Origin of the sequence: Photorhabdus luminescens subsp. luminescens (assembly GCF_001083805.1) — a bacterium.
Lineage (GTDB): Bacteria > Pseudomonadota > Gammaproteobacteria > Enterobacterales > Enterobacteriaceae > Photorhabdus > Photorhabdus luminescens.
Window position 1 is genome coordinate 136,789 of the sequence record NZ_JXSK01000001.1, and the last position, 22,382, is coordinate 159,170.

22 protein-coding genes and 2 pseudogenes are annotated in these 22,382 nt (G+C 41.2%); 12 read left to right on the plus strand and 12 right to left on the minus strand.

The window, feature by feature from the left end:
• Nucleotides 1–17 precede the first annotated feature (17 nt).
• The 6 genes from TI10_RS00595 to pabB form a co-directional block, all read right to left on the minus strand.
• Nucleotides 18–884, minus strand: coding sequence for a PTS mannose transporter subunit IID (locus TI10_RS00595; RefSeq protein ID WP_049581243.1), 867 nt, complete (start codon nucleotides 882–884; stop codon nucleotides 18–20).
• Between the two features lie 13 nt (nucleotides 885–897).
• Nucleotides 898–1,698 (minus strand): PTS mannose/fructose/sorbose transporter subunit IIC, encoded by an 801-nt coding sequence (locus TI10_RS00600; protein ID WP_049581244.1) that lies wholly within the window; start codon nucleotides 1,696–1,698, stop codon nucleotides 898–900.
• A 75-nt stretch (nucleotides 1,699–1,773) separates the two neighbouring features.
• Entirely contained in the window at nucleotides 1,774–2,757 is a 984-nt protein-coding gene (gene manX / locus TI10_RS00605) for a PTS mannose transporter subunit IIAB (RefSeq protein WP_049581245.1), read from the minus strand.
• Nucleotides 2,758–3,256: 499 nt separating this feature from the next.
• Nucleotides 3,257–4,621 carry an L-serine ammonia-lyase gene (locus TI10_RS00610; protein WP_049581246.1) on the minus strand — a complete coding sequence of 455 codons (1,365 nt, stop codon included), beginning with the start codon at nucleotides 4,619–4,621 and terminating at the stop codon, nucleotides 3,257–3,259.
• A 296-nt stretch (nucleotides 4,622–4,917) separates the two neighbouring features.
• Nucleotides 4,918–5,481, minus strand: a complete 564-nt coding sequence (locus TI10_RS00615) for a CoA pyrophosphatase (protein ID WP_049581247.1) — start codon at nucleotides 5,479–5,481, stop codon at nucleotides 4,918–4,920.
• Nucleotides 5,478–6,860 carry an aminodeoxychorismate synthase component 1 gene (gene pabB, locus TI10_RS00620; RefSeq protein WP_049581248.1) on the minus strand — a complete coding sequence of 461 codons (1,383 nt, stop codon included), beginning with the start codon at nucleotides 6,858–6,860 and terminating at the stop codon, nucleotides 5,478–5,480. Before pabB ends, TI10_RS00615 begins: the two co-directional genes overlap by 4 nt.
• 139 nt (nucleotides 6,861–6,999) lie before the next feature.
• On the opposite strand from pabB, the gene TI10_RS00625 reads away from it, so the two are divergent.
• The 3 genes from TI10_RS00625 to pip all read left to right on the plus strand — a co-directional run bounded on the left by TI10_RS00625 (nucleotide 7,000) and on the right by pip (nucleotide 8,813).
• Complete coding sequence (locus TI10_RS00625; protein ID WP_036781980.1) at nucleotides 7,000–7,179, plus strand: YoaH family protein; 180 nt, start codon at nucleotides 7,000–7,002, stop codon at nucleotides 7,177–7,179.
• 107 nt (nucleotides 7,180–7,286) lie between these two features.
• The gene (gene yebF, locus TI10_RS00630) at nucleotides 7,287–7,661 is read left to right on the plus strand and encodes a protein YebF (RefSeq protein ID WP_049581249.1); all 375 of its coding nucleotides are present in this window, start codon (nucleotides 7,287–7,289) and stop codon (nucleotides 7,659–7,661) included.
• A 198-nt stretch (nucleotides 7,662–7,859) separates the two neighbouring features.
• The gene (gene pip, locus TI10_RS00635; RefSeq protein WP_049581250.1) at nucleotides 7,860–8,813 is read left to right on the plus strand and encodes a prolyl aminopeptidase; all 954 of its coding nucleotides are present in this window, start codon (nucleotides 7,860–7,862) and stop codon (nucleotides 8,811–8,813) included.
• A gap of 49 nt (nucleotides 8,814–8,862) precedes the next feature.
• Here the strand turns inward: pip and TI10_RS00640 are convergent, their stop codons facing one another.
• Nucleotides 8,863–9,093 (minus strand): DNA polymerase III subunit theta, encoded by a 231-nt coding sequence (locus TI10_RS00640; RefSeq protein WP_049581251.1) that lies wholly within the window; start codon nucleotides 9,091–9,093, stop codon nucleotides 8,863–8,865.
• 314 nt (nucleotides 9,094–9,407) lie between these two features.
• Here TI10_RS00640 and ftnA point away from each other — a divergent pair, with 314 nt between their 5' ends.
• The 4 genes from ftnA to TI10_RS00660 all read left to right on the plus strand — a co-directional run bounded on the left by ftnA (nucleotide 9,408) and on the right by TI10_RS00660 (nucleotide 11,857).
• Entirely contained in the window at nucleotides 9,408–9,911 is a 504-nt protein-coding gene (gene ftnA, locus TI10_RS00645; protein WP_049582119.1) for a non-heme ferritin, read from the plus strand.
• A 195-nt stretch (nucleotides 9,912–10,106) separates the two neighbouring features.
• Entirely contained in the window at nucleotides 10,107–10,493 is a 387-nt protein-coding gene (yobA, locus tag TI10_RS00650) for a CopC domain-containing protein YobA (protein ID WP_049581252.1), read from the plus strand.
• 2 nt (nucleotides 10,494–10,495) lie between these two features.
• Nucleotides 10,496–11,389 (plus strand): copper homeostasis membrane protein CopD, encoded by an 894-nt coding sequence (copD, locus tag TI10_RS00655; protein ID WP_049582120.1) that lies wholly within the window; start codon nucleotides 10,496–10,498, stop codon nucleotides 11,387–11,389.
• 126 nt (nucleotides 11,390–11,515) lie between these two features.
• The gene (locus TI10_RS00660) at nucleotides 11,516–11,857 is read left to right on the plus strand and encodes a YebY family protein (RefSeq protein WP_049581253.1); all 342 of its coding nucleotides are present in this window, start codon (nucleotides 11,516–11,518) and stop codon (nucleotides 11,855–11,857) included.
• Nucleotides 11,858–12,082: 225 nt separating this feature from the next.
• Here TI10_RS00660 and TI10_RS00665 read toward each other — a convergent pair whose 3' ends face one another.
• A complete protein-coding gene (locus TI10_RS00665; RefSeq protein ID WP_049581254.1) occupies nucleotides 12,083–12,325 on the minus strand; it encodes a DUF1480 family protein in 243 nt (80 codons plus the stop codon).
• A 665-nt stretch (nucleotides 12,326–12,990) separates the two neighbouring features.
• Here TI10_RS00665 and TI10_RS00670 point away from each other — a divergent pair.
• The 4 genes and pseudogenes from TI10_RS00670 (at nucleotide 12,991) to htpX (ending at nucleotide 17,718) form a co-directional block, all read left to right on the plus strand.
• Complete coding sequence (locus TI10_RS00670; protein ID WP_049581255.1) at nucleotides 12,991–13,488, plus strand: GAF domain-containing protein; 498 nt, start codon at nucleotides 12,991–12,993, stop codon at nucleotides 13,486–13,488.
• A 95-nt stretch (nucleotides 13,489–13,583) separates the two neighbouring features.
• Nucleotides 13,584–14,291, plus strand: a complete 708-nt coding sequence (gene proQ / locus TI10_RS00675; protein WP_049581256.1) for an RNA chaperone ProQ — start codon at nucleotides 13,584–13,586, stop codon at nucleotides 14,289–14,291.
• A gap of 115 nt (nucleotides 14,292–14,406) precedes the next feature.
• A pseudogene (prc, locus tag TI10_RS00680) lies at nucleotides 14,407–16,362 on the plus strand (carboxy terminal-processing peptidase); the annotation flags it as partial.
• A 468-nt stretch (nucleotides 16,363–16,830) separates the two neighbouring features.
• Nucleotides 16,831–17,718, plus strand: coding sequence for a protease HtpX (htpX, locus tag TI10_RS00685; protein ID WP_049581259.1), 888 nt, complete (start codon nucleotides 16,831–16,833; stop codon nucleotides 17,716–17,718).
• A gap of 67 nt (nucleotides 17,719–17,785) precedes the next feature.
• On the opposite strand, the gene TI10_RS00690 is transcribed toward htpX, so the two are convergent.
• The 3 genes and pseudogenes from TI10_RS00690 to TI10_RS25765 all read right to left on the minus strand — a co-directional run.
• Nucleotides 17,786–19,177 carry an L-cystine transporter gene (locus TI10_RS00690; RefSeq protein ID WP_049581260.1) on the minus strand — a complete coding sequence of 464 codons (1,392 nt, stop codon included), beginning with the start codon at nucleotides 19,175–19,177 and terminating at the stop codon, nucleotides 17,786–17,788.
• A 187-nt stretch (nucleotides 19,178–19,364) separates the two neighbouring features.
• A complete protein-coding gene (locus TI10_RS00695; RefSeq protein ID WP_049581262.1) occupies nucleotides 19,365–19,913 on the minus strand; it encodes a metal-dependent hydrolase in 549 nt (182 codons plus the stop codon).
• Between the two features lie 223 nt (nucleotides 19,914–20,136).
• Nucleotides 20,137–20,321 (minus strand): annotated as a pseudogene (locus TI10_RS25765) (hexitol phosphatase HxpB); the annotation flags it as partial.
• 381 nt (nucleotides 20,322–20,702) lie between these two features.
• On the opposite strand from TI10_RS25765, the gene TI10_RS00700 reads away from it, so the two are divergent.
• Nucleotides 20,703–21,245: a YniB family protein gene (locus tag TI10_RS00700; RefSeq protein ID WP_049581263.1), complete on the plus strand. Its 543-nt coding sequence runs from the start codon at nucleotides 20,703–20,705 to the stop codon at nucleotides 21,243–21,245.
• A gap of 57 nt (nucleotides 21,246–21,302) precedes the next feature.
• Here the strand turns inward: TI10_RS00700 and TI10_RS00705 are convergent, their stop codons facing one another.
• A complete protein-coding gene (locus TI10_RS00705; protein WP_049581264.1) occupies nucleotides 21,303–22,169 on the minus strand; it encodes a fructosamine kinase family protein in 867 nt (288 codons plus the stop codon).
• Between the last annotated feature and the right edge of the window lie 213 nt (nucleotides 22,170–22,382).

The following is a 22,382-nucleotide window of genomic DNA, read 5'->3' on the forward strand; positions in this document are numbered from 1 at the left end:
CCCCGAATGATATTGTTCTAGAGACCGAGGAAACCAAATCTGGCGCCAATAATCCCCAGAATAAAGAAGCCAATAATGATCCACAGGGCATTGATTTTATGCCGTAGTAACCACATACAGGCAAATGTCAGTAAAAGGGGCACCAGGCCCGGCATCAACTGATCGAGGATATTCTGAACCGTGGTTATTGTCGTTTCACCTGTTTGTTGGTTAGGAATTTCTGATACAACCAACGGGATATTGACTTTCGTCCATTTATTAACTAATGCCCCCATGACAAATAGACCAAGGATTGACGCTCCTTCCGTCATTTTTTGCAGGAAGCCGCCACCCATATCTTGAACGATATTGATCCCTTTCTTATAACCGTAGGAGATACCTGAATAGAGAACCAATAGGCGTACCAGGTTGAATAAGAAGAAGAATAAGACAGGCCCAAGCCAACTACCACTCATTGCAAGGCCAGCGCCCAAAGCAGCAAATACGGGACGGGCTGTCCCCCAGAAAATAGGGTCGCCGACACCGGCTAATGGTCCCATTAGACCGACTTTGATACCGTTGATCGCACCATCATCAATGGCTGCGCCGTTAGCGCGCTGTTCTTCCATTGCCATAGTGACGCCCAATACAGGCGCAACGACATAAGGGTGAGTGTTGAAGAATTCAAGGTGGCGCTTGAGGGCCTGTTTACGCTCATCGGTATTTTCTGGATACAAACGACGAAGAGCTGGCACCATAGAGAAGCAGAAGCCCAAGGCCTGCATACGTTCAAAGTTCCATGAACCTTGAAACACATTCGAACGAAGAAATACACCGCGGATATCACTGGGTGTCAATTTTTTCTGGTCTGCTGTCTGAGCAGCCGTTTTTGTGGTATCTAACATGTTGCTCATCCTTTTAATCTAATTCGTTATCAAGATCGTTATTGGCGTGTCCAGGGGCAGCAACTGCCTGAGATTTGTTATATTTAGGGCTTAGCTGGATGTACAGCACGGCCATAACAATACCAATAATGCCTAATGCAACCAGGTTAAAATTAGTGAATGCCGCTGTAACGAAGCCGAGGTAGAAGAAGGGCATTAAGTAGCCGGCACGCATCATGTTGATAACCATTGCGTAACCCACAACGACAATCATACCCCCTGCGATGTTCAAGCCATCGGTTACCACTTTTGGAATAGAAGCCAGTAACTGCTGGACTTCGTTGGTGCCGACCGATAGTGCCACAATCAGGGCAGGGATGGCGATACGCATAGCCTGGAGCAGTAATGCGGATAGATGGATAAAGCTAATCGCACGCAGGCTGCCACGTTCTGCTGCGTTGTCAGCCGCATGCTGGAAGGCGACGGTGATGGTACGTACAATGATAGTCAGAACCTGTCCTGCCGCTGCCAGCGGAATGGCCAAAGCAATACCTTCACCGATATCACGACCGCCAGCGATGACCAGAATCGTGGAGATGATTGATGCTAAGGCCGCATCCGGGGCAATGGCAGCACCGATATTCATCCAGCCAAGAGCGATCATCTCTAGCGTACCGCCGATAATGATACCGGTTGTCATATCACCGAGAATGATCCCGATTAAGGTGCAGGCCACGAGTGGGCGATGGAATTGAAATTCATCAAGAATGGAATCCATTCCGACTATACAAGCCACGATGAATATCAATGTAATTTGAACAACGGTAATTTCCATTGTTTGTCTCCTGTAACCAAATTAAATTTGGTAAGAAATTTTTGTCATTGAGTAATTTTTATCATTGAGTAATAGTTAAATTGCTCTGATCTGGTTTTCGTTTTTAACCTTCTGGAGTAGATCCATCATTTGTAAACGGCTGTCGCTGGCAACCTTACGGGCTTCAAGCTCAATGCCTCGTTCATCTAGTTTTTTGAAGGCTGCAATATCGGTTTCATCAACGGATATTGCGTTGTTAACTTGCGTTTTTCCCTGACGGAAAGCCATTCCACCGATGTTGACGGAAGTGATATCGACACCATCTTCGACTAAACGCAAAACATCTGTTGGGTTTGTAAACAACAACATGACACGCTCATTGGCGTATTTCGGGTTGTTATAAACGCGAACACATTTTGCAACGTCAACCACGTGAGCACTGAGCCCCGGTGGAGCAACTTGTTTTAGCAAGGTGGTACGGACAGTATCGGCAGCAACTTCATCGCTGACGACAATGATCCGTTTGACATTGGTTTCTTTTGTCCAACGAGTAGCGACCTGACCATGAATGAGTCGGTCATCAATTCGAGCCAGTGCAATTTTCATATGACCGCCGGTTGATGGCGCAAATGAAGGTGCTGCAACGGATGTCACAGGTTTGACGGGTTCAGTTTTTTGAGGTTCTTCTGTTTTCAGGGCCCGGATGCCTTCTTTCCCTGTTTCCAGAGCAACAGAAACCAGTTCTGCCAGAGATGGGTTATCATCTCGACACATAAAGGTTTCAACCAACATTGGAACGTTAATTCCGGTGATGATCTCATAATTCTCTTTATCTACGGCAATACGGCTAGCCGCATTGAATGGACTTCCTCCCCATGTATCGACAAGAAATAGTACACCTTGCTTTGTATTAAGCGTTTCCAGTTTACTGTTGTATTTTTCAAATAAGGTATCGGCATTTTCACCAGGAACGAAGTCAATGTAAGAAACATTTTCTTGCTCTCCAATTAACATCTCTGCGGTACGAAGCAGTTGCTCAGCCGCAGCCCCGTGTGTGCCAATCATAATGGCTATACTCACCTGTTTTCCCCTCTGTTAACAAAATATAAACGCAGGATTATGACAAAGTTACTGCAATAATTTTGATGAATCATTCCTCCAATAAAAATCTTATTTGTATGAATAATGACCTTTTATCAATATGATACCTAAATATTTGACTTGATTTAGACTTTATCTCTTATTGACTGAAAAAATCGGCTGTTAGATTAACATTAGAAATAGCGGAGGAAAATTGCTGTCAGTCAGAAAAAATGAAATAGATAAAAATGTTAACCACAAAACAATTTAATAAGCTAAAAATTGTAAAATTGATTTATAATTATCTATAATTTGTTTATTGTTAGATGTTTATTCTGTTTGCGGTAACATTTTATTAATTTAAAATTGAAAACATATTCATCTTTTTAGATCAAAAGATGATCATTTTAAATTTTGGTTAAAAAATATCCCAACCATATGGTAGGGATATTTTCATTACAGAAGCATTTATCGATTAAAAAACAGGTTATTTATTTGATTAATCACACTGAACCTTAATTGCCAGACCTCCGCGGGATGTTTCGCGATATTTAGCGTTCATGTCTTTACCTGTTTCGTACATAGTTTCAATAACTTTATCGAGAGAAACGCGTGGTTCACTGGTACGGCGTAAAGCCATGCGTGCAGCATTGATTGCTTTTACTGAAGCAATAGCGTTTCGTTCAATACAAGGTACTTGTACCTGACCTGCCACTGGGTCACAGGTCAGGCCGAGGTTATGTTCCATACCGATTTCAGCCGCAATACAGACCTGTTCAGCGCTGCCGCCAAGCAGTTCAGCCAAGCCGGCTGCTGCCATCGAGCAGGCAACACCCACTTCCCCTTGGCAACCCACCTCAGCGCCAGAGATTGATGCATTCATTTTATAAAGAATGCCAATAGCGCCGGAAGCCAGGAAATAGCGGATATAGAGCTCTGGCGTTACAGGCTCAATGCAGTGGTTGTAATAAGCGAGTACGGCGGGAACAATGCCGCAAGCACCATTGGTTGGCGCGGTAACAACACGCCCGCCCGCAGCATTTTCTTCATTGACTGCCAGGGCGAACATATTCACCAAATCCACAACATTCATTGGATCATTAGATAGATTGTTTGATGAGGTCAGCATACGATGTAGTGCCGCTGCCCGGCGTGGTACACGCAGTGGGCCAGGTAAAACCCCTTCCGTGTTCAAACCGCGTTCAATACAAGCCTGCATGGTATCCCAAACATCGGCAAAATAGGCATTAATTTCTTCTTTGCTGTGGAGATCTAGCTCATTTTTCATCATTAAACCGGAAATAGATAATCCGGTTTTATTACAATTCATCAGTAATTCTTTTGCTGAATTGAATGGATATGAAACGGGTTTCATATCCTGAGAAGGTTTACCAAAGTGTTCTTCATCAACAATAAAACCACCACCAATTGAGTAGTAGGTTTTGCTATAAACTTTTTTGTCCCCCGCGAATGCGTGAATTTGCATGCCGTTTTCATGTAATGACAGATTATCACTGCGGAAAACCATGCCGCTATCACGCGGGAAATCGACTTCATGTAAACCGTTGGCCAGCTTAATACGCTGTGTTTGCTCTACATCACGAATAAAACCGGGGATCGAATCAATATCAACGGTGGCGGGTAAATTACCTGCCAGACCCATGATAATGGCGATATCCGTATGATGACCCTTGCCGGTTAATGAGAGTGAGCCGTAAACATCGACGGCTACACGCGTGATAGAAGGCATTAATCCCTGGTTTACCAGATCGTCGACAAACTGTTTGCCGGCTTTCATCGGGCCAACCGTATGAGAGCTAGATGGGCCAATACCGACCTTAAACATGTCGAAAACGCTAATCACGCAAGACTCCTTAAAAAAGATAGAGATATATACCCGTTATCTTTCAAGTTGCCTCTTTGTTGGCTGCACTCACTCACCCCGGTCACATAGTTATCTATGCTCCCGGGGATTCGCTCCCTTGCCGTCGCGATGCACCTTGAAATCCATTGGGTATAGTTATATATATTGGGGTACGCTACTTTACTGTGATTTAGTAGTGTTGATAAGGGAGTTTACAGTTTTTTTTGAATTATGATAGCAATAGTGACAAAAATGGGCAAAAAAAATACAAATTAGTGATTCCTAAATGATTTGGATCAAACTTGAACTTGTTGAGCTAATTGATGAATTATCGCCGCTGTCAATCCCCAGATGAGATGCTGCTGATACCAGTAAAAATAGATACGATGTTGCTGACCACGGCGATTAACATCAAGATAATGGTAACTTGAAAGTGAAAGTGCTTCAGATAGAGGAACTTCGAATATATTAGAAACTTCTGTCGGGTTACTGTGGAGGGATAATCCGGGGGGCAATAATCCGACAATAGGTGTCACCAGATAGCCGCTGGTGCTATTTAAAGGAGCCAGTTGTCCCAGAATCTGAACTTTTTGAGGAGGTATGTTAACTTCTTCTTCCGCTTCTCGTAATGCTGTCGCGATTATTGATTTATCTTTAGGATCAGCAACTCCCCCAGGAAAGGCTACTTGACCGGCATGCGATCGTAAGGTATCGGAGCGTCGGGTTAATAATAATGTAGGTTTCGGTTTGCAGATGATCGGTAATAACACCGCAGCGTGGCGGTTATTATCCAAAAGCCGTTTAGGTGATAGTGGAAGTTGTAACTGAAATCTGTTAACGAAATCAGACAGAGATATCATATTTCTTTTATTTTCCCTAGTTGCGGCAAAATACGATTCAACTTATCAAATGTTTCCTGATACTCTTTTTCAGCAATGCTGTCGGCAACGATTCCGCCACCGGCCCAGCAATATATTTTTTCTTTCTCCGTTAAGAGGGTACGAATGGTGATATTGCTATCCATTGTGCCACAGAAACTAATATAGCCAATTGAACCACAATATCCATGTCGGCGGTGAGGTTCAAGCTCTTCTATTATTTCCATCGCTCTGATTTTAGGAGCTCCAGTAATAGAACCGCCGGGAAAACAGGCACGTAATAGATCCGTAGCATGTTGTTCATTTGGCAATGTTGCGGTGATTGTGCTAACCAGATGATGAACGGCAGGGAATTGTTCAACCATAAATAATTCAGGCACTTTCACTGACCCCGGTGTGGCTACCCGGCCAATATCATTACGCAGTAAATCGACGATCATCAAATTCTCGGCTTGGTCTTTTTTCGAAGCTGCTAGTTTTTCAGCTTGCAGGGCGTCCTTTTCTGTATCATCTAAGCGCGGTAATGTTCCCTTAATCGGGCGAGTTTGAATTTGTTTATTTTCCAGCAGTAAGAAACGTTCAGGAGAGACACTGATAACGCTGTTTTCCGGTAAACGAATAAAAGCTGAAAAAGGTGCGCGGTTGCCCTCATTAAGTTTTATGAATGCTTGCCATTCGTCTCCTTGGTAATCAGCGCAAAATCGCTGTGCCAGGTTAACTTGATAACAATCACCACTTAACAGATATTGATGAATGCAGTTAATTTTCTCATTATATTGTTTGGCGCTCATATTTGACTGCCATTCACTGGTCAACGTAAAAGCTGCTTTTGGTGAAAGTTGGTGAGAAGTTTGGTGAGAAGTAAGCCAGTTCAGGCGCGCATCAACATCACTGTAACTGAATAAAATCACCTCTTTTTTGTGATGATCAACAATCAGCGCCCAGTCATAAATACCCATTGCCATGTCTGGAAATGACAGCTCATTTGTGGCTTGTGATGGTAATTCTTCAATATAGCGCCCAAGGTCATATCCCCATAAGCCTAGTGCGCCACCCTGAAATGGCAAATTAGGATCAGGTTTTGCCGTAATATTTAATTTCTCTAGCTGTCTTTTTAGCAGGTAAAAGGGATCTTCCTCAGTAATATAGCTATCGCCATTTTCATTTATTTCAGTTGATTTATCATGACTGAGTAATGTTATCCGTGGCTCTGCAACCAGAATATCAAACCGATTATGAGGATGGTCGGCAGAACCAGAATGGAGCAGCATTGCCCAAGACTGGTTTGAAATCGGCGCGAAATAGTTGATGGCAGCGTCTGGTTGATAGGGTAATTGCCGTTTTTGTAGTGAAATACTCATAATGGTGTTGATTTAGCAGTTGTAATGCAAAAGTTAGTCTTGATTTTAGTCCTTACAGATTAACATAGAAATCCATTCCTTACTTGCGCTAAAAATCGCTATACTCCTCGGCATAGATCACTTTATAGAGGTTATTATCATGTTTTCAGATATGCCAACTTTATCCCATCAGGAACAGCAATTAGCAGTAGAAAAAATTCAACAATTGATGGTTGAAGGAATGAGCAGTGGGGAAGCGATTGCGTTGGTTGCACAAGAAATTCGTGAACAGCATCGAGGAAAAGAGCAGGTTAATGTAGTGTTTGATGATGAAAAATGAACATAATTAAATTATTTATTTAACAATAATCACACATTTATTTCACTTGGCATGTTAGGTTAGCTCCATATTTAATCTCTTATTTTGAGATATTAACGGGAGGTAGTATGAAAGCATGTCATGTCATTAACAGCGTTGGTCTATCGGGCGCCGCACTTTTGCTCACGGTTTCATTCACAGTGTCTGCTGTATCGGAGAACAAACGTGTTGATAAATTTATTTCTTGCGATAATTTAACCAAATCGCAAATTGCCGCTCAAGTAAAGCGTGATTTTCTGCAAAACCGTATTAACCATTGGTCAGAAGACAGAAAGCAGTTGGGAACGTCTAAACCCGTGGTGTGGATAAAGGCAGAAAATATTACTGGCGATAAAGATATATTAAAAATTCCGCTGACTGTTCGTGGTTCTAAGCGTGACAAAGATTACCGTGTTGTCGTTGATTGTCAGCAAAATACGATTAGCTATAGCGAATTGAAATAACATTTTCTGATAGTTATCTCTACCCGTCATTATACCCAATGGATTTCAAGATGTATCGCGACGGCAAGGGAGCGAATCCCCGGGAGCATAGATAACTATGTGACCGGGGTGAGAGAGTGCAGCCAACAAAGAGGCAACTTGAAAGATAACGGGTATAGACGGATACCAGGTTTGGTGTTAGTCAGTAAAGGAAATGTTATGTCAGAATTGAGAAAATTATATCCGGCTTGTGAAGCCTATCGTTCGGGTTATTTGGATACAGGCGATGGTCATCAAATTTATTGGGAATTATGTGGTAATCCTGTAGGTAAGCCTGCTGTATTTATTCATGGCGGGCCGGGCGGTGGTATTGCCTCTTATCACCGTCGGTTATTCGACCTCAAGAAATATCATGTCATGCTGTTTGATCAGCGTGGTTGTGGGCGTTCAAAACCTCATGCCAGCTTGGAAAATAATACCACTTGGCATTTAGTTGAAGATATTGAGCGTTTACGTCAATTGATGGGCGTGGAAAAATGGCTGGTATTTGGTGGTTCGTGGGGTTCAACTTTATCTTTAGTTTATGCCCAGACTCACCCTCAACGCGTTTCTGAATTAGTTCTTCGGGGAATTTTCTTGCTGAGGCCACAAGAGTTGTACTGGTATTATCAGGATGGCGCTTCTAATTTCTTCCCTGACAAATGGCAACGAACGGTATCTATTTTATCGGAGGAAGAACGAAAGGATGTTATCGGAGCATATAATAAGCGATTGACCAGTGATGATCGTCAGGTTCAATTAGAAGCTGCTCGTCTCTGGAGCTTGTGGGAAGGGGAGACGGTAACGTTGCTTCCTTCAGATAGCGTGGAATGTTTTGCAGAAGATGAGTTTGCCCTGGCATTTGCTCGAATTGAGAACCACTATTTTATCAATGAGGGGTTTATGAATGAGGAGCAGCAACTGCTGAATAATATTGACGTTATACGGGATATTCCGGCAGTTATCATTCATGGCCGATATGATATGGCTTGTCGGGTGCAAAATGCTTGGGATCTGGCGCAGGCATGGCCGGAAGCGGAATTATATGTCATTGAAGGAGCAGGACATTCATTTGATGAGCCGGGTATTTTACATCAACTTATTAGTGCAACGGATAGGTTTGCCGATCAGTAATTGGATATAACCACCGGTTATCCGGTGGTTACCCATGCTTACTGGTTGATCAGCGGTTTTTGGGTTCGTAGGGTAAGCGGGAAAATTGTTTGGATAATTGGCGATAATGTACTAAACGTTGTTGAAAATATTGCCGCAGATGCTCGGGTTGTTCTTGTTCAACTGTATCGGGAAGTACTGGCATATTGTAACGTTCCTTAAAAGCTACACCGGAGGCTGCCAAGTCAGCATTCACTTTATCCATATCCTCTGTGGAAAGCTCGGCCAGATTATGTTTCATAAGTGTCTCTCTCATTCACAAAGCGATAAAACTAATCCAGACAGGTTTTTCTGGCAAGGTCTGAATTGATTATTTTATAAATATAAATAATATTCATTATCATTAAATATCAAAATTCTTTGATGGAGATTATTTTGTAAATGTAATTCATTTTCATTTAAATATATTAAATGAGATTCATTTTCATTTTTTTATTGAAAAATATATTTATATTTCAACGTGATATATATATTTAATTTATTTTCTCTTATTGGGTTTTATTATTTTGATTTAATTGGCATAATACAGGGGAATTAATGACTGGAGTATCCATTATGTTAAACCAAGAAATGATTAATAAATTAAATGAGCAGATGAATCTGGAGTTCTATTCTGCGAATTTATATCTGCAAATGAGTGCATGGTGCAGTGAACAAGGGTTGCCAGGCGCCGCTGCGTTTTTTAAATCACACTCCCAGGAAGAAATGCAGCATATGCATCGCTTGTTTGATTATCTGAGTGATACAGGTGCAATGCCGCGTTTGGGACAAATTGATGCGCCTACGGCCGATTATAAATCTATAACCCATGTCCTCAATAGCACTTATGCACACGAGAAGTTCATTACTGCCGAAATTAATAAACTTGCTCATTTGGCGATAACCACGCAAGATTATTCTACTTTTAACTTTCTGCAATGGTATGTAGCAGAACAGCATGAAGAAGAGAAATTGTTTAAATCTATCCTTGATAAATTGGATATGGTTGGTGAGGATGGTAAGGCACTTTTCCTATTAGATAAAGATCTGAAAGGTCTGGCTGCTGCAAATCCTGTCTAATGAAGCGGAATTAATTAGCCGCAGTAGTCGCAATAACTTTAGGTATTTAAAGTCAATGCTGCGGTTTTCCTTTATTTTTGCGCGATAGTTCACAAGACGAAATTCTCATTGTAAGTTATCGCAGATAAAATAACTCTTTTGATATAAAATGATGACAATTTATAGAGATTCATTTGAAAATTAAGAGGTTATTTGATGACCATTAGCGCAATCCGCTCTTTTTGCCGAAAATTATCTGCTTTAATTGTTCTTTTTGTTGGCATATCTTGCCAGCAGGCTTTGGCCCATGCGCATTTGACAGAACAAATTCCGGCAGAAGATACTACTGTAGAAAATACACCGCAGGTAATCACGCTGGGCTTTTCTGAAGGTATTGAACTGAATTTTAGTAAAGTAAAAGTGATTGGCCCGGAAAATAGACCCATTAAAACCGGAAAATTGAAGCTTGATCCGGCAACTAATACAAAGCTGATTCTTCCTATCGAAGATAAACTAACGACAGGGAGATATGATGTTAACTGGAGCGTGGTCTCTGTTGATGGGCATAAGACCAAAGGTGTCTATAGCTTTACAGTGAAATAATGATGTCTCTGGCGGCGTTGTATATTCTTTGTCGCTTCACCCATTTTGTGGCAGTTATGTTACTGTTTGGTTTTAGCGTATTTACTGCCATCCTGGTTCCTGAGCGTTTATCTGTTCTGATTGATGCGCGCCTTCGTTTAGGGGTAATTATCAGTACCGTTGTGACATTAATAACAACTATTGGATGGTTGGCAATTCAAGCGGGAATAATGGGTGATGGCTGGCAGGATATTTATAATCTAGAAATCTGGCTGGCAGTACTGGGAACAACTTTTGGTAAAGTTTGGCAATGGCAAATACTGATTTCAATAGTTGCTACGGGGTTTTTGTTTATCAGTAAACAAAAAGTCAGAAATATTCTGATGTTAATCAGTTCTACTGTTTTACTCTCCTGCCATGCCTTTATGGGCCATTCGGTAATGCATGATGGGATAACAGGTATTTTTTCTCAGATTAATCAGGTAATTCACTTGGTGAGTGTTGGGTATTGGTTTGGTGGATTATGGCCCTTTTTGCTATGCCTGCAATTTTTACGGATACACAATGAATCGGCTATAGGGTTAGATAAACAGATTATGATTTCTATGATGCGCTTTTCCACATATGGTCATGTTGCTGTAACCCTGATTATTATGACTGGCATCATAAGCAGCTTAATTTTGCTGCCGAACTGGCCGAAATACAGTGGCAGTGAGTATCAATCCATGCTATGGCTGAAGATAGCTCTGGTGGCGGGTATGGTGATGCTTGCATTAATTAACCGCTATATCCTGGTTCCTAAATTGAAGCAACCTGGCCGCTATCAATTGTTGATTGTCAATAGTTGGGTTGAAATTATTCTCGGAGCATTGGTTTTATTATGTGTTGCTGTTTTTGCTACTTATCAACCGATTTGATTTTCTTAACTATATCCTGTGGATTTCAAGATGTATCGCGACGGCAAGAGAGCGAATCCCTGGGAGCATAGCTAACTATGTGAAAAGATCCACTTCGCTCGTTTTTATATCTACCTTGGTAACTTTATGAAACGTTTACTTTTATTACTTCCCTTGTTTTGTCTCTCTTTTCAAAGTATTGCTGCGCCGATTGAAACGGTGAGTAAGCTACAATTTGGTGATAAATGGGCATTTACACGGGAGGAAGTGATGTTGGATTGCAGAGCAAATAAGGCTCTGTTTGTGATTAATCCAAGTACGCTAGTGCAATATCCATTGAACGATATAGCTACAGAGATGATGAAGGTAGGGAAGGTGAATGCTAAGCCTTTGGATATTATTTTATTGGATGATGGTAAAAATCCGACTCAAAAAATGAGCATAGAGCCATTCCAACAAGCAGCTTTAGCATTGTGCGATAAAAGATAATGTCATTGAGTAAGCGATAGCGTCTATTTGGCTTAATGGAAGATGTTGTTTTTGATTATTTATTATCCAAAAAGTTGGTAAAATGCAAGTATGTCAACTACGCTTTAAATTGTAAGTTGTTTTACGTCTCAATGACACTTTTAGCGCACGGCTCTTAAGAGCCATTTTCCCTAGGCCGAGTAGAGGAGTCAACTCGGCCTTTTTTTGTCACAAGTTTTGTGGACATCAGGCCACCCTCATAACCCATGCATGTTTTTGTCTGTCATAATGTTTTCTGTAGAGAAGAATGTGTTTGTCGTTTAGTAAGGCGGGAATACTTGTGTGCTCATCCCATCCATCTAACTGCATACAAAGTTCGCGGTCGGAATTACAAGGAATGCTAATGGTGATATCGTCCTCTTCGGAAGGTAAAGAGAGAATCGCATCATCAATTTCGTAGCTGGAAATTCTTAATTTTGTCTGGTTCATGATTATTCCTTAACTTTTAGATAACAGGTAAGACCAGTGTGGCCATCATTGAGGATAGATCAAATAGCTGAGATTTCCAGTAATAATATTTTCTGTGTTGGATAATCGGTAGATGATATTGCTGTTATAATTATCCGTTCTAAAACTTACTCTTGTCATATTGCTTTTTTTATCTTTGTCATTCTTTGACCTTTTATACATTCAGTAGGAAATATTTATTTGGTGTGGTAGTAAGGATTAAAAGTGTTAGGGATGGAGTGGTAAATGCAATAATTCTACAGATAAATTGTTTGAATGTTTTGTTTTTTACTACACAGCGAGTCAACTCTCAAATGAAAGGGGCTAATGAGCGACACTGTTATCGGATAATTGATCTTTATAATTGTGGAAAAGTTCAATTTGATTTTATTGTATGAGGGCATAGCGATGCTGACAGTGAATCATATTTGTACTGGTTGCACCTTTGATAATGTTTTGGTGAGTAGTGTGATATCTCACAAGCCTTTACCAGTACTCAATAAATATAATTAAAGAATATCTTATTAAAGACAGTAAAAAATTTACGTCGGTGTGACAGACTGTTAACCTTATTGTTATGGGCATTTGATATTTTTTTGATATAAAAATAGAGATGCGTTTTGTGAATTTCATCGGATAGGTCAATTATGAATAAAAATGAGTTCTATCGGGAGCTTACGGGGGACTTAAAAGCTCTGTTGTCTGGTGAGTATGACTTAATAGCGACGCTGGCTAATGCCAGTGCATTGTTGTATGAACGCTTGCATGACGTTAACTGGGTTGGCTTTTACCTGATTGATGGTGATACGTTGGTGTTAGGGCCATTTCAGGGAAAAGTTGCTTGTGTCAGAATACCTGTTGGCAAGGGGGTATGCGGAACGGCTGTATTGGAAAAACGCACCCAGCGTGTTGATGATGTTCATGCGTTCCCAGGTCATATTGCCTGCGATGCTGCTAGTAACGCTGAAATTGTGTTGCCGTTGATCGTGAGCGGTAGAGTCATCGGTGTATTGGATATTGATAGTACGGTCTTTAATAGGTTCGACGAGAAAGACGAATTTGGCTTACAAGCCCTTATTGATGGGCTTTGCGCTCATTTAGAACAGTGCGTTGTGCCTAAATATGTTGAATTGAATGTAACTTAACATATGGATAACGTGGCATTTATCAGCAACGCTATTATAATGACGCCAGTTCATGCCTATGCTGGTTGGCAAAACCGTTGTAATCAGGAAATTTCATGGAAAATCAACCTAAGTTGAATAGTAGTAAAGAGATTATTGCTTTTTTAGCTGAGCGTTTCCCGCTCTGTTTCGTCGCAGAAGGTGAAGCTCGTCCTTTAAAGATCGGTATTTTTCAAGATATCGTTGAACGTATTCAGGACGAAGAGTGTTTAAGTAAAACACAACTGCGCTCCGCCTTACGCCTGTACACATCAAGTTGGCGCTATCTGTATGGTGTTAAAGAAGGCGCACAGCGTGTTGACCTTGATGGTAATTCGTGCGGTGAACTGGAAGCGGAACATATTGAGCACGCTCTTCAGCAACTGACTGAAGCCAAAGCACGGGTTCAGGCACAGCGTGCAGAGCAAAGAGCTAAAAAACGTGAAGCTGAAAATACGACTGCTGGTGAAAAAAATGAACGGCCCATAGCCAAGAAACCAGCGCCTCGTCGCCGTGCTGACAATACTGAGGGGGAAAAACGGCAGCAACAACCACGCCAACAAAAACGCCCTCAGCAAGCACGTAAGCCAGTTGCTCAACCTGCTCAACCTGCACCTACTCAGATTGTCGATGTTTCATCGCTGAAAATTGGTCAGGAAATTAAAGTAAGAGTGGGTAAAAGCTCAGTGGATGCTTCTGTGCTTGAAATCGCCAAAGATGGCATACGAGTGCAATTGCCTTCCGGTTTGGCAATGATTGTACGCGCAGAACATTTACAGTTCTGATACGGAGGCCAACCTGGGCATGAACAAATTCGTCAGACTGGCTTTTGTCTTAGGTGTTTCAATTTTTGGTACTTGTTATGCAAATACAAACAGTCCAGTGGCTGTTCCTGTTCATATTGAACAACTACCTATATTGAAACAAGAACCTCAGCATTCAACAGTGAGCGAGCGGGTAACATCCCGCTTCACTCGTTCTCATTATCGCCAATTTGATTTAAATGGTGATTTTTCGGCAAAAATATTTGACCGCTACCTCAATATACTGGATTACAGCCATAACATATTATTAGCGTCAGATATTGCTCAGTATGCCGATAAGAAAAAGTTGTTAGGCAAGGAATTGGAAAGTGGAAATCTGGAAATTCCATATGACTTGTTTAATTTATTACAGAAACGTCGCTTTGAGCGTTATCAGTACGCTTTATCGCGTCTTGAACAGCCAATGAATTTTGATGGTAACGATATAATTGATGTTGATCGTTCCAAAGCCCCTTGGCCGCAGAGTGTGGAAGAGCTAGATAAACTTTGGGATGCTAAAGTTAAGTATGATTGGCTCAACCTCAAGCTCAGCGGCAAAGAGGACAGTAAAATCAAAGAGATGCTCACCAAGCGCTATCAATCCGCGTTAAAACGTCTGACACAAAGTCAAAGTGAAGATGTTTTCCAATTGATTATGACTGCGTTTGCCCGTGAAATTGATCCTCATACCAATTATCTTTCACCACGCAATACTGAACAGTTTAACTCAGAAATGAGTCTTTCCTTGGAAGGAATTGGTGCTGTTTTGCAAATAGATGATGACTACACGGTTATAAACTCTTTGGTTGCTGGTGGACCTGCCGCTAAGAGCAAAGCATTAAACGTGGGCGATAAGATTATCGGTGTTGCTCAGTCAGGGAAGTCTATGGTGGATATTATTGGCTGGCGTCTGGATGATGTGGTTGCGCTGATTAAAGGTCCTAAAGGAAGTAAAGTACGGCTTGAGGTTATTTCTGATACCAAAGGGGCAAAACCACGTACTGTTACTTTAACTCGTGAGCAGATCCGTTTGGAAGATCGGGCTGTGAAGATGTCAGTTAAGACAATTGGTCAGGAAAAAGTGGGGGTGCTTGATATCCCCGGTTTTTATGTTGGTTTGACTGATAATGTTAAAACTCAATTACAAAAACTGATCAAACAGCATGTCAGTGCTATTGTCATTGATTTGCGTAGCAATGGTGGCGGCGCTCTGACAGAGGCGGTTTCTTTATCAGGCTTGTTTCTTCCAAGCGGCCCGATTGTCCAGGTTAGAGATAATAATGGAAAAATCCGCCAGGATTCTGATACTGATGAAGTAGTGTACTATAAAGGGCCTTTAGTTGTTCTGGTAGACCATTTTAGTGCTTCAGCTTCTGAAATTTTTGCCGCAGCAATGCAGGATTATGGGCGAGCGTTGATTGTTGGTGAACCGACTTTTGGTAAAGGCACTGTTCAGCAATATCGTTCTTTGAGTCGTATTTACGATCAAATGATGCGCCCTGATTGGCCATCATTGGGTTCTGTCCAATATACCATTCAGAAATTCTATCGTGTGAATGGCGGTAGTACTCAGCGTAAAGGGGTGACTCCTGATATCGTAATGCCAACGGGGGTTGATCCGGCAGAAACGGGGGAAAGTTTCGAAGATAATGCTTTGCCTTGGGATAGCATTCCTCCTGCCCGTTATACAGGGTCTAAAATTATTGCTGCCTTGGTTCCTCAGTTGAATACCGCTCACAATGCTCGCATTACAAATGATTCAGAATTCAAATACATCAATGAGGATATTGCTCACTATAAGGCGATGAAAGAGCATAAAAATATTGTTTCTCTGAACTATGCACAAAGAGAGAAAGAGAATAAAGAAGCGGATGCTCTGAAGTTGAATCGTATAAATGATCGCTTTAAACGCGAGGGTAAAAAGCCGTTAACTTCACTGGATGATTTACCTAAAGATTATCAGGGGCCAGATCCCTATCTTGATGAATCAGTGAAGATTGCACTTGATTTAGCGCACCAACCTGCTGAGAAAATGTTAGCTAAATCTAAGTAAAATAATGGATTAAAGCCTGTTAATGATTAATGCCCAATACCGTTCGCTTGGGATGTTTTGAGTGAACGGTATATACCCTATGGATTTCAAGATGCATCGCGACGGCAAGAGAGCGAATCCCCAGGAGCATAGCGAACTATGTGACTGGGGTGAGCGAGTGCAGCCAACAAAGAGGCAACTTGAAAGATAACGGGTATATTGGGTTTTCAGTAATATGAACAGTCTCTTTAAGGTGTTTTTTGTTTTCAGGAAAGATGAATTGTTTCACATTTTCTCAGGATTACCGAGTATTGGAGTATTTTGTTTAACCAATTGGTGTTAGGCTAATGTGGGTTTTTTTATGATTTTGTAAAGTTGTGTTGTTCTTATCACTTAACAGGTTAAAAGCCTTGAATATAGCAAGAACAGCCTTATTTAATAGAGTAGTTCTGAAAGTGCATTGATTATTAATAAAGGAAGCCGGTTTTTATGATGCGAATTGTTTTGTTCCTCCTCACTAACCTTGCTGTTATGTTGGTGTTCGGGATAATACTTTCTTTGACAGGAATTCAGGGGAGTAGTGTACAAGGTCTGATGATTATGGCAGGCCTGTTCGGTTTCGGTGGAGCGTTTGTTTCCCTATTGATGTCCAAATGGATGGCCCTGCGTTCTGTGGGTGGTCAGGTCATAGAACAGCCAGCAAATGAAGTTGAGCATTGGTTAGTTGAAACTGTTCGCCGTCAAGCGGAACAGGTCAATATTGCTATGCCTCAGGTTGCGATTTATGCCGCGCCTGATATTAATGCATTCGCTACCGGAGCGCGTCGTAATGCTTCTCTGGTGGCCGTCAGCACCGGTCTATTGGATAACATGAGTAGGGCAGAAGCAGAAGCGGTTATTGCTCATGAGATTAGTCATATTGCTAATGGCGATATGGTGACGATGACCTTGTTGCAAGGGATAGTAAATACTTTCGTTATCTTTATTTCCCGTCTACTGGCTCAGGCTGTATCAAGTTTCCTGTCTGGCAACAGTGATGAAGAAGAGAGTAACTCCTCCGGCAATCCGATTGTTTACATGGTTGTTTCAATGGTGTTGGAAATAGTATTTGGTATTCTGGCGAGCATTATCACAATGTGGTTCTCCCGTTATCGCGAGTTCCATGCAGATGCAGGTTCTGCTAAGTTGGTTGGTCGTGAGAAAATGATCGCCGCTTTACAGCGTCTGAAAACCAGTTATGAACCGCAGGAAGAAGGCGGTATGATGGCGTTCTGTATTAATGGTAAATCAAAAACATTCAGTGAGCTGTTCATGTCTCACCCACCATTGGACAAACGTATTGAAGCGTTGCGTAGTGGACAATACCTGAATAAATAATATTGTGAATAAAATCAAAAGCCGGGAAATCAACCCCGGCTTTTTTGCAACTTTTGAAGTTTTTAAATTATAGCTGACTTAATTCAACTTGTTCTTCTTGATCGAAGATAGTTTTATCAGTTTGCCCCATCAGTTGGCTGGTAATAGTACCAGCGGTCATTGAACCACTTACATTCAGTGCTGTACGGCCCATATCAATGAGAGGTTCAACAGAAATCAATAAAGCGATCAACGTTACAGGTAATCCCATTGCAGGTAAGACAATCAGTGCGGCAAACGTAGCTCCGCCACCTACACCGGCGACGCCAGCAGAGCTGATAGTGACGATGCCAACGAGTGTTGCAATCCACATCGGGTCAAGAGGGTTTATGCCTACTGTTGGAGCAACCATTGCTGCCAACATGGCGGGATAGATCCCGGCACAGCCATTTTGACCAATTGTTGCTCCGAAAGATGCTGAGAAACTGGCGATAGATTCTGGTACGCCAATACGGAGTGTCTGGGTTTCGACATTCAGTGGAATACTGGCAGCACTGGAACGGCTGGTGAATGCGAAGGTCAACACTGGCCAAGTTTTTTTGAAGAATCTAAGTGGATTGATGCCGATAAGAGAAAGTAGAAACCCATGAACAACAAAAACTAGCGCTAGTGCAACGTAGGATGCGATAACGAAGGTTCCCAGTTTTGCAATTTCATGAAGATTAGAGTTGGCGACAACTTTGGTCATCAGAGCCATAACGCCATACGGCGTTAAGCGCATAACCAAGCGGACCAGTTTCATTACCCATGCTTGTATAGTATCGATAGCGACTAATATGCGCGCACCCCTCTCATGATCATCTTTCAACATTTGCAGGGCTGCGATACCTAAGAAGGTTGCAAAAATAACAACGCTGATAACCGAAGTTGGATTAGCGCCGGTTAAATCTGCAAACGGATTTTTAGGAATAAAAGATAAAATCAATTGTGGTACAGATAAGTCAGAGACTTTGCTGACGTAGTTGTTTTCGATAGCAGACAGGCGGTTTGTTTCTTGAGGACCTTGAATCAGACCTTCAGCAGTCAGGCCGAACAGGTTGATAATCATGATACCGATAAGCGCTGCAATCATTGTCGTAAATAGCAACGCTCCAATGGTTAGAAAACTGATTTTTCCTAGAGAAGATGCTTTGTGTAATTTAGCAACTGCACTCAAAATAGAGGCAAATACCAGAGGCATAATGACCATTTGTAGAAGCTGTACGTAGCCATTACCTACAATGTTGAACCATGATATGGATTCCTTCACTGTGGTATTATCAGAGCCATAAACTAGTTGCAGTGCTAAACCAAAAATAATGCCAATGGCAAGGCCCGCAAAAACCTTTTTCGACAGGTTCCATTGCCGTGAACTGGCTTTTGACAATAGCAAAAGCAGTGCTACGAAGACGAGCACATTCGAAATGAGTGGTAAATTCATCCCCAAACTCCAGAATTCAATTTAGTTAAGTCATAAGCTGTATCGAATCGTGTAAGTCTGCAAACGAACACATTACAACAAGCAGTTGGGGAGCATAGTACCAGCTTAAACTATTCTCATTTATAACTATATAGAATTTAATATAACAAATGTGACTTTTAAGATTTATTTTTAGTCAATTAGAGCATTAGAAATAGAGATCTTTGATACGATTGATGTAAAAAAGTATAGAGTATTCAATATTTTCTGGTAGAAAAACGGCAATAACGATTAATAGGGCAGAAATAAACCTTTCTGCTTTCTTGTTTCCTTGCTTGCCAAGCACAGGTAGACAGAAACGTATTTTGATTGGCCATAATAACGGCACACCAGCGGGTGTTAGCATATCTGCAATCAGATGGCTCAAATAGCCAACAATCATGGCATGAAAAAAATCAGTTGGAATTAACCACTCTTCCGGTATTTTTAGCCAAAATAAAGTAACCCCTAATATGAGAGCAAGTAAACTGTGAGTAAATCCTCTATGACCACAGAGTTTGGCAATGGGAATGGAGATAAATCTGAATAACCTACCCAAAGTTGAATTAGGGTGATCGATATCGGGCAACAAGGCAGTAAGCAACACCCCTGGTATCATATGCAACCAGTCTCCATTAGCTATCTCTGGTGTTATTTCTAGTTTGTGTGCCAAGATAATGCTGGCAACAGAAAATAAAAGATGCCCTTCTGCGGTCATAAATTCCTCTGACTAATAACTGTCTATCCATACAGTCGGCGAAGTATAGAGGGTTTTATGTGGGTAAGATAGAGGGTAAAAAGCAAAAATATCTTATTTATTAATATATAACGTTAATATTTAATTAAATTTTTATTTGACAGAATAAGACATAAGCGCTACGGCTATTGTATGAACAATAAGAAACTGCCATCAACACAGATGATGGCAGCTAAAGTTATAATCAGATGATGTTCATTACAGTTAGTTGTTCGAGTGAATGCAGTTTAATTCTGCCAAAACCCAACGTGGATCATCAAAATGATGAGCTGATGGCACAACAATTGAACGCATTCTTGCAGCTTTCGTTGCTATCATTCCATTGAATGAATCTTCCAGAGCTACACAATTTATCGGAGCGATATCCAGTAGGGTTCAGAGTCAATCAGTAAACCGTCCATATCGAAAATGGCCGCTTTTATTGGTAAATGAAAGGACATTTATACCCAATAGATTTTGAGTTGCAGCGCGGCGGCAAGTGAACGAATCCCCAGGAGCATAGATAACTATGTGACTGGGGTGAGTGAAAGCAGCCAACAAAGCAGCAGCTTGAAAGATGAAGGGTATATAGTATCTCTCTGGTCAGACAGTTAGCGAAAGCTGATTGTAACAACCTCAGGGGATGAAATCTTTTCCTGATCGGGAACATGGTAAGAAATCCTTAGTTAATTAAATATAAAGTTAAATTTGGTGATTGATGGGCTATGATTAGCCAAAAATAGAATCTGCTTATTGCTATGAGGGGTATCGATGACTTACCAAAAAGCCGGATACATCGCTATTATTAAGCGAGTTTTAGGTTGGGTGATTTTTATTCCGGCACTTTTATCGACCATTGTTTCTGTGATCAATCTTGCTTGGTTGCATGGTATTAAAGGTGATGGTATTAATGCTGTTTTAGATGATTTGCTGAAAATGATGGCTGAAATGGTGCGTTTTAATACCCCGTTTCTGGATTTCTTCTGGAAAAATTCGCCAACACCTGATCATCTGGCTGATTTTACCGGATCAACACTTAGTTTCTTGATTATCTATTTTCTTATTTTTTTCGGCCTTGCTATGAATGCATCAGGTCAACGTATGTACAGACAAGTGAAGTTTATACGCGAACACATTGAAGATCAGCTTATTATTGAAAAAGCTAAAGGCAATGATGGCCTGACAAGAGAACAGATTGAATTAAAAATTAAACTTCCTCGTCATACACTGTTCAGCCAGATTTATATCTTATATATTTCACCGGTAATTATCGGCGCAATTTTTTATTTTCTATTGAAAATCTTAGGTTGGTAGACTCTCCGGTTGGCTATAGCTGCGGAATAAGGGTTTCGCAGCTTGATTAGCCACTTATTAGCTATTTTCAGTTAAAATATTATCAATAATATTTTGAACTACAATAAGATTGTCACCACCAAACAAATTACACCGGTTAAGCAAATAATAGAGCTGATACACTGGTTGTCGTTCAATAAAGTTGGCAGGGAGTGGCCATATGCTCTGATAGCCATCAAGAATTTGCATTGGTAAATTGGGGTATAACGGTAACATAGCGAAATCACATTCACGATCTCCCCAATAACAGGCTGGGTCGAAGGCAACGGCTTGATCATCTAACGAAGCACAATTAGCCGGCCAGAGATCGCCATGTAAGAGAGAGGGCTGTGGTTGATGGTGTTGAAGTTTGTTACTTATGGCTTGGACGATATTATCAATATCACCAAATATCATGTTTTTTTCTGCTGCGATTTGTAATTGCCAACCGACCCGCTTTTCCGCATAAAATTGGTGCCAACGTCGTTGCCAGCCATTAGGTTGCGGTGTTGTTGCCAGCATATTGTCAAAATCAAAGCCGAATTGAGGTTGCTCGCTCCATTGATGAAGTTTTGCCAGTTGTTGACCGAAACAATAGGCACTGTGAGGATCAAAAGATTTTAAAGGCAGAAATTCAAGCAATAGAAAGCTATGGTCACGGGTATTGCCAATACCATAAACAGTAGGAACACGGATAGTTTGGCTGCGTGCCAGGAGTTCAAGCTGTTCTGATTCTGCTTTGAAGACAGGGAGCATTTCCCGCAGGTTTGATTTGACAAAAACTTGTCGTTTTCCATGAGTGACTCGCCAGGCTTGATGGATGTCCCCTCCGGCTAACTCAGTTTTATCGTGAATTTCAGCAACACCGAAATGTTCGTTTAACAAACGATTTACTGCCTGCCACATGGTTCACCTCTCTACGTCGTCAATTACTTTATGAACAATTATAGTCAGAGAAAACATATGATCAGGTAAAAAAGATGATTAACAGGGTTATATCTCAAAACAGATATAACCCTTTTTGTTATTGATTGGGTTCGTTAGAGATTTGCAGAGCGGCTTGATACGTTTTACGTTTATACCCGTTATCTTTCAAGTTGCCTCTTTGTTGGCTGCGCT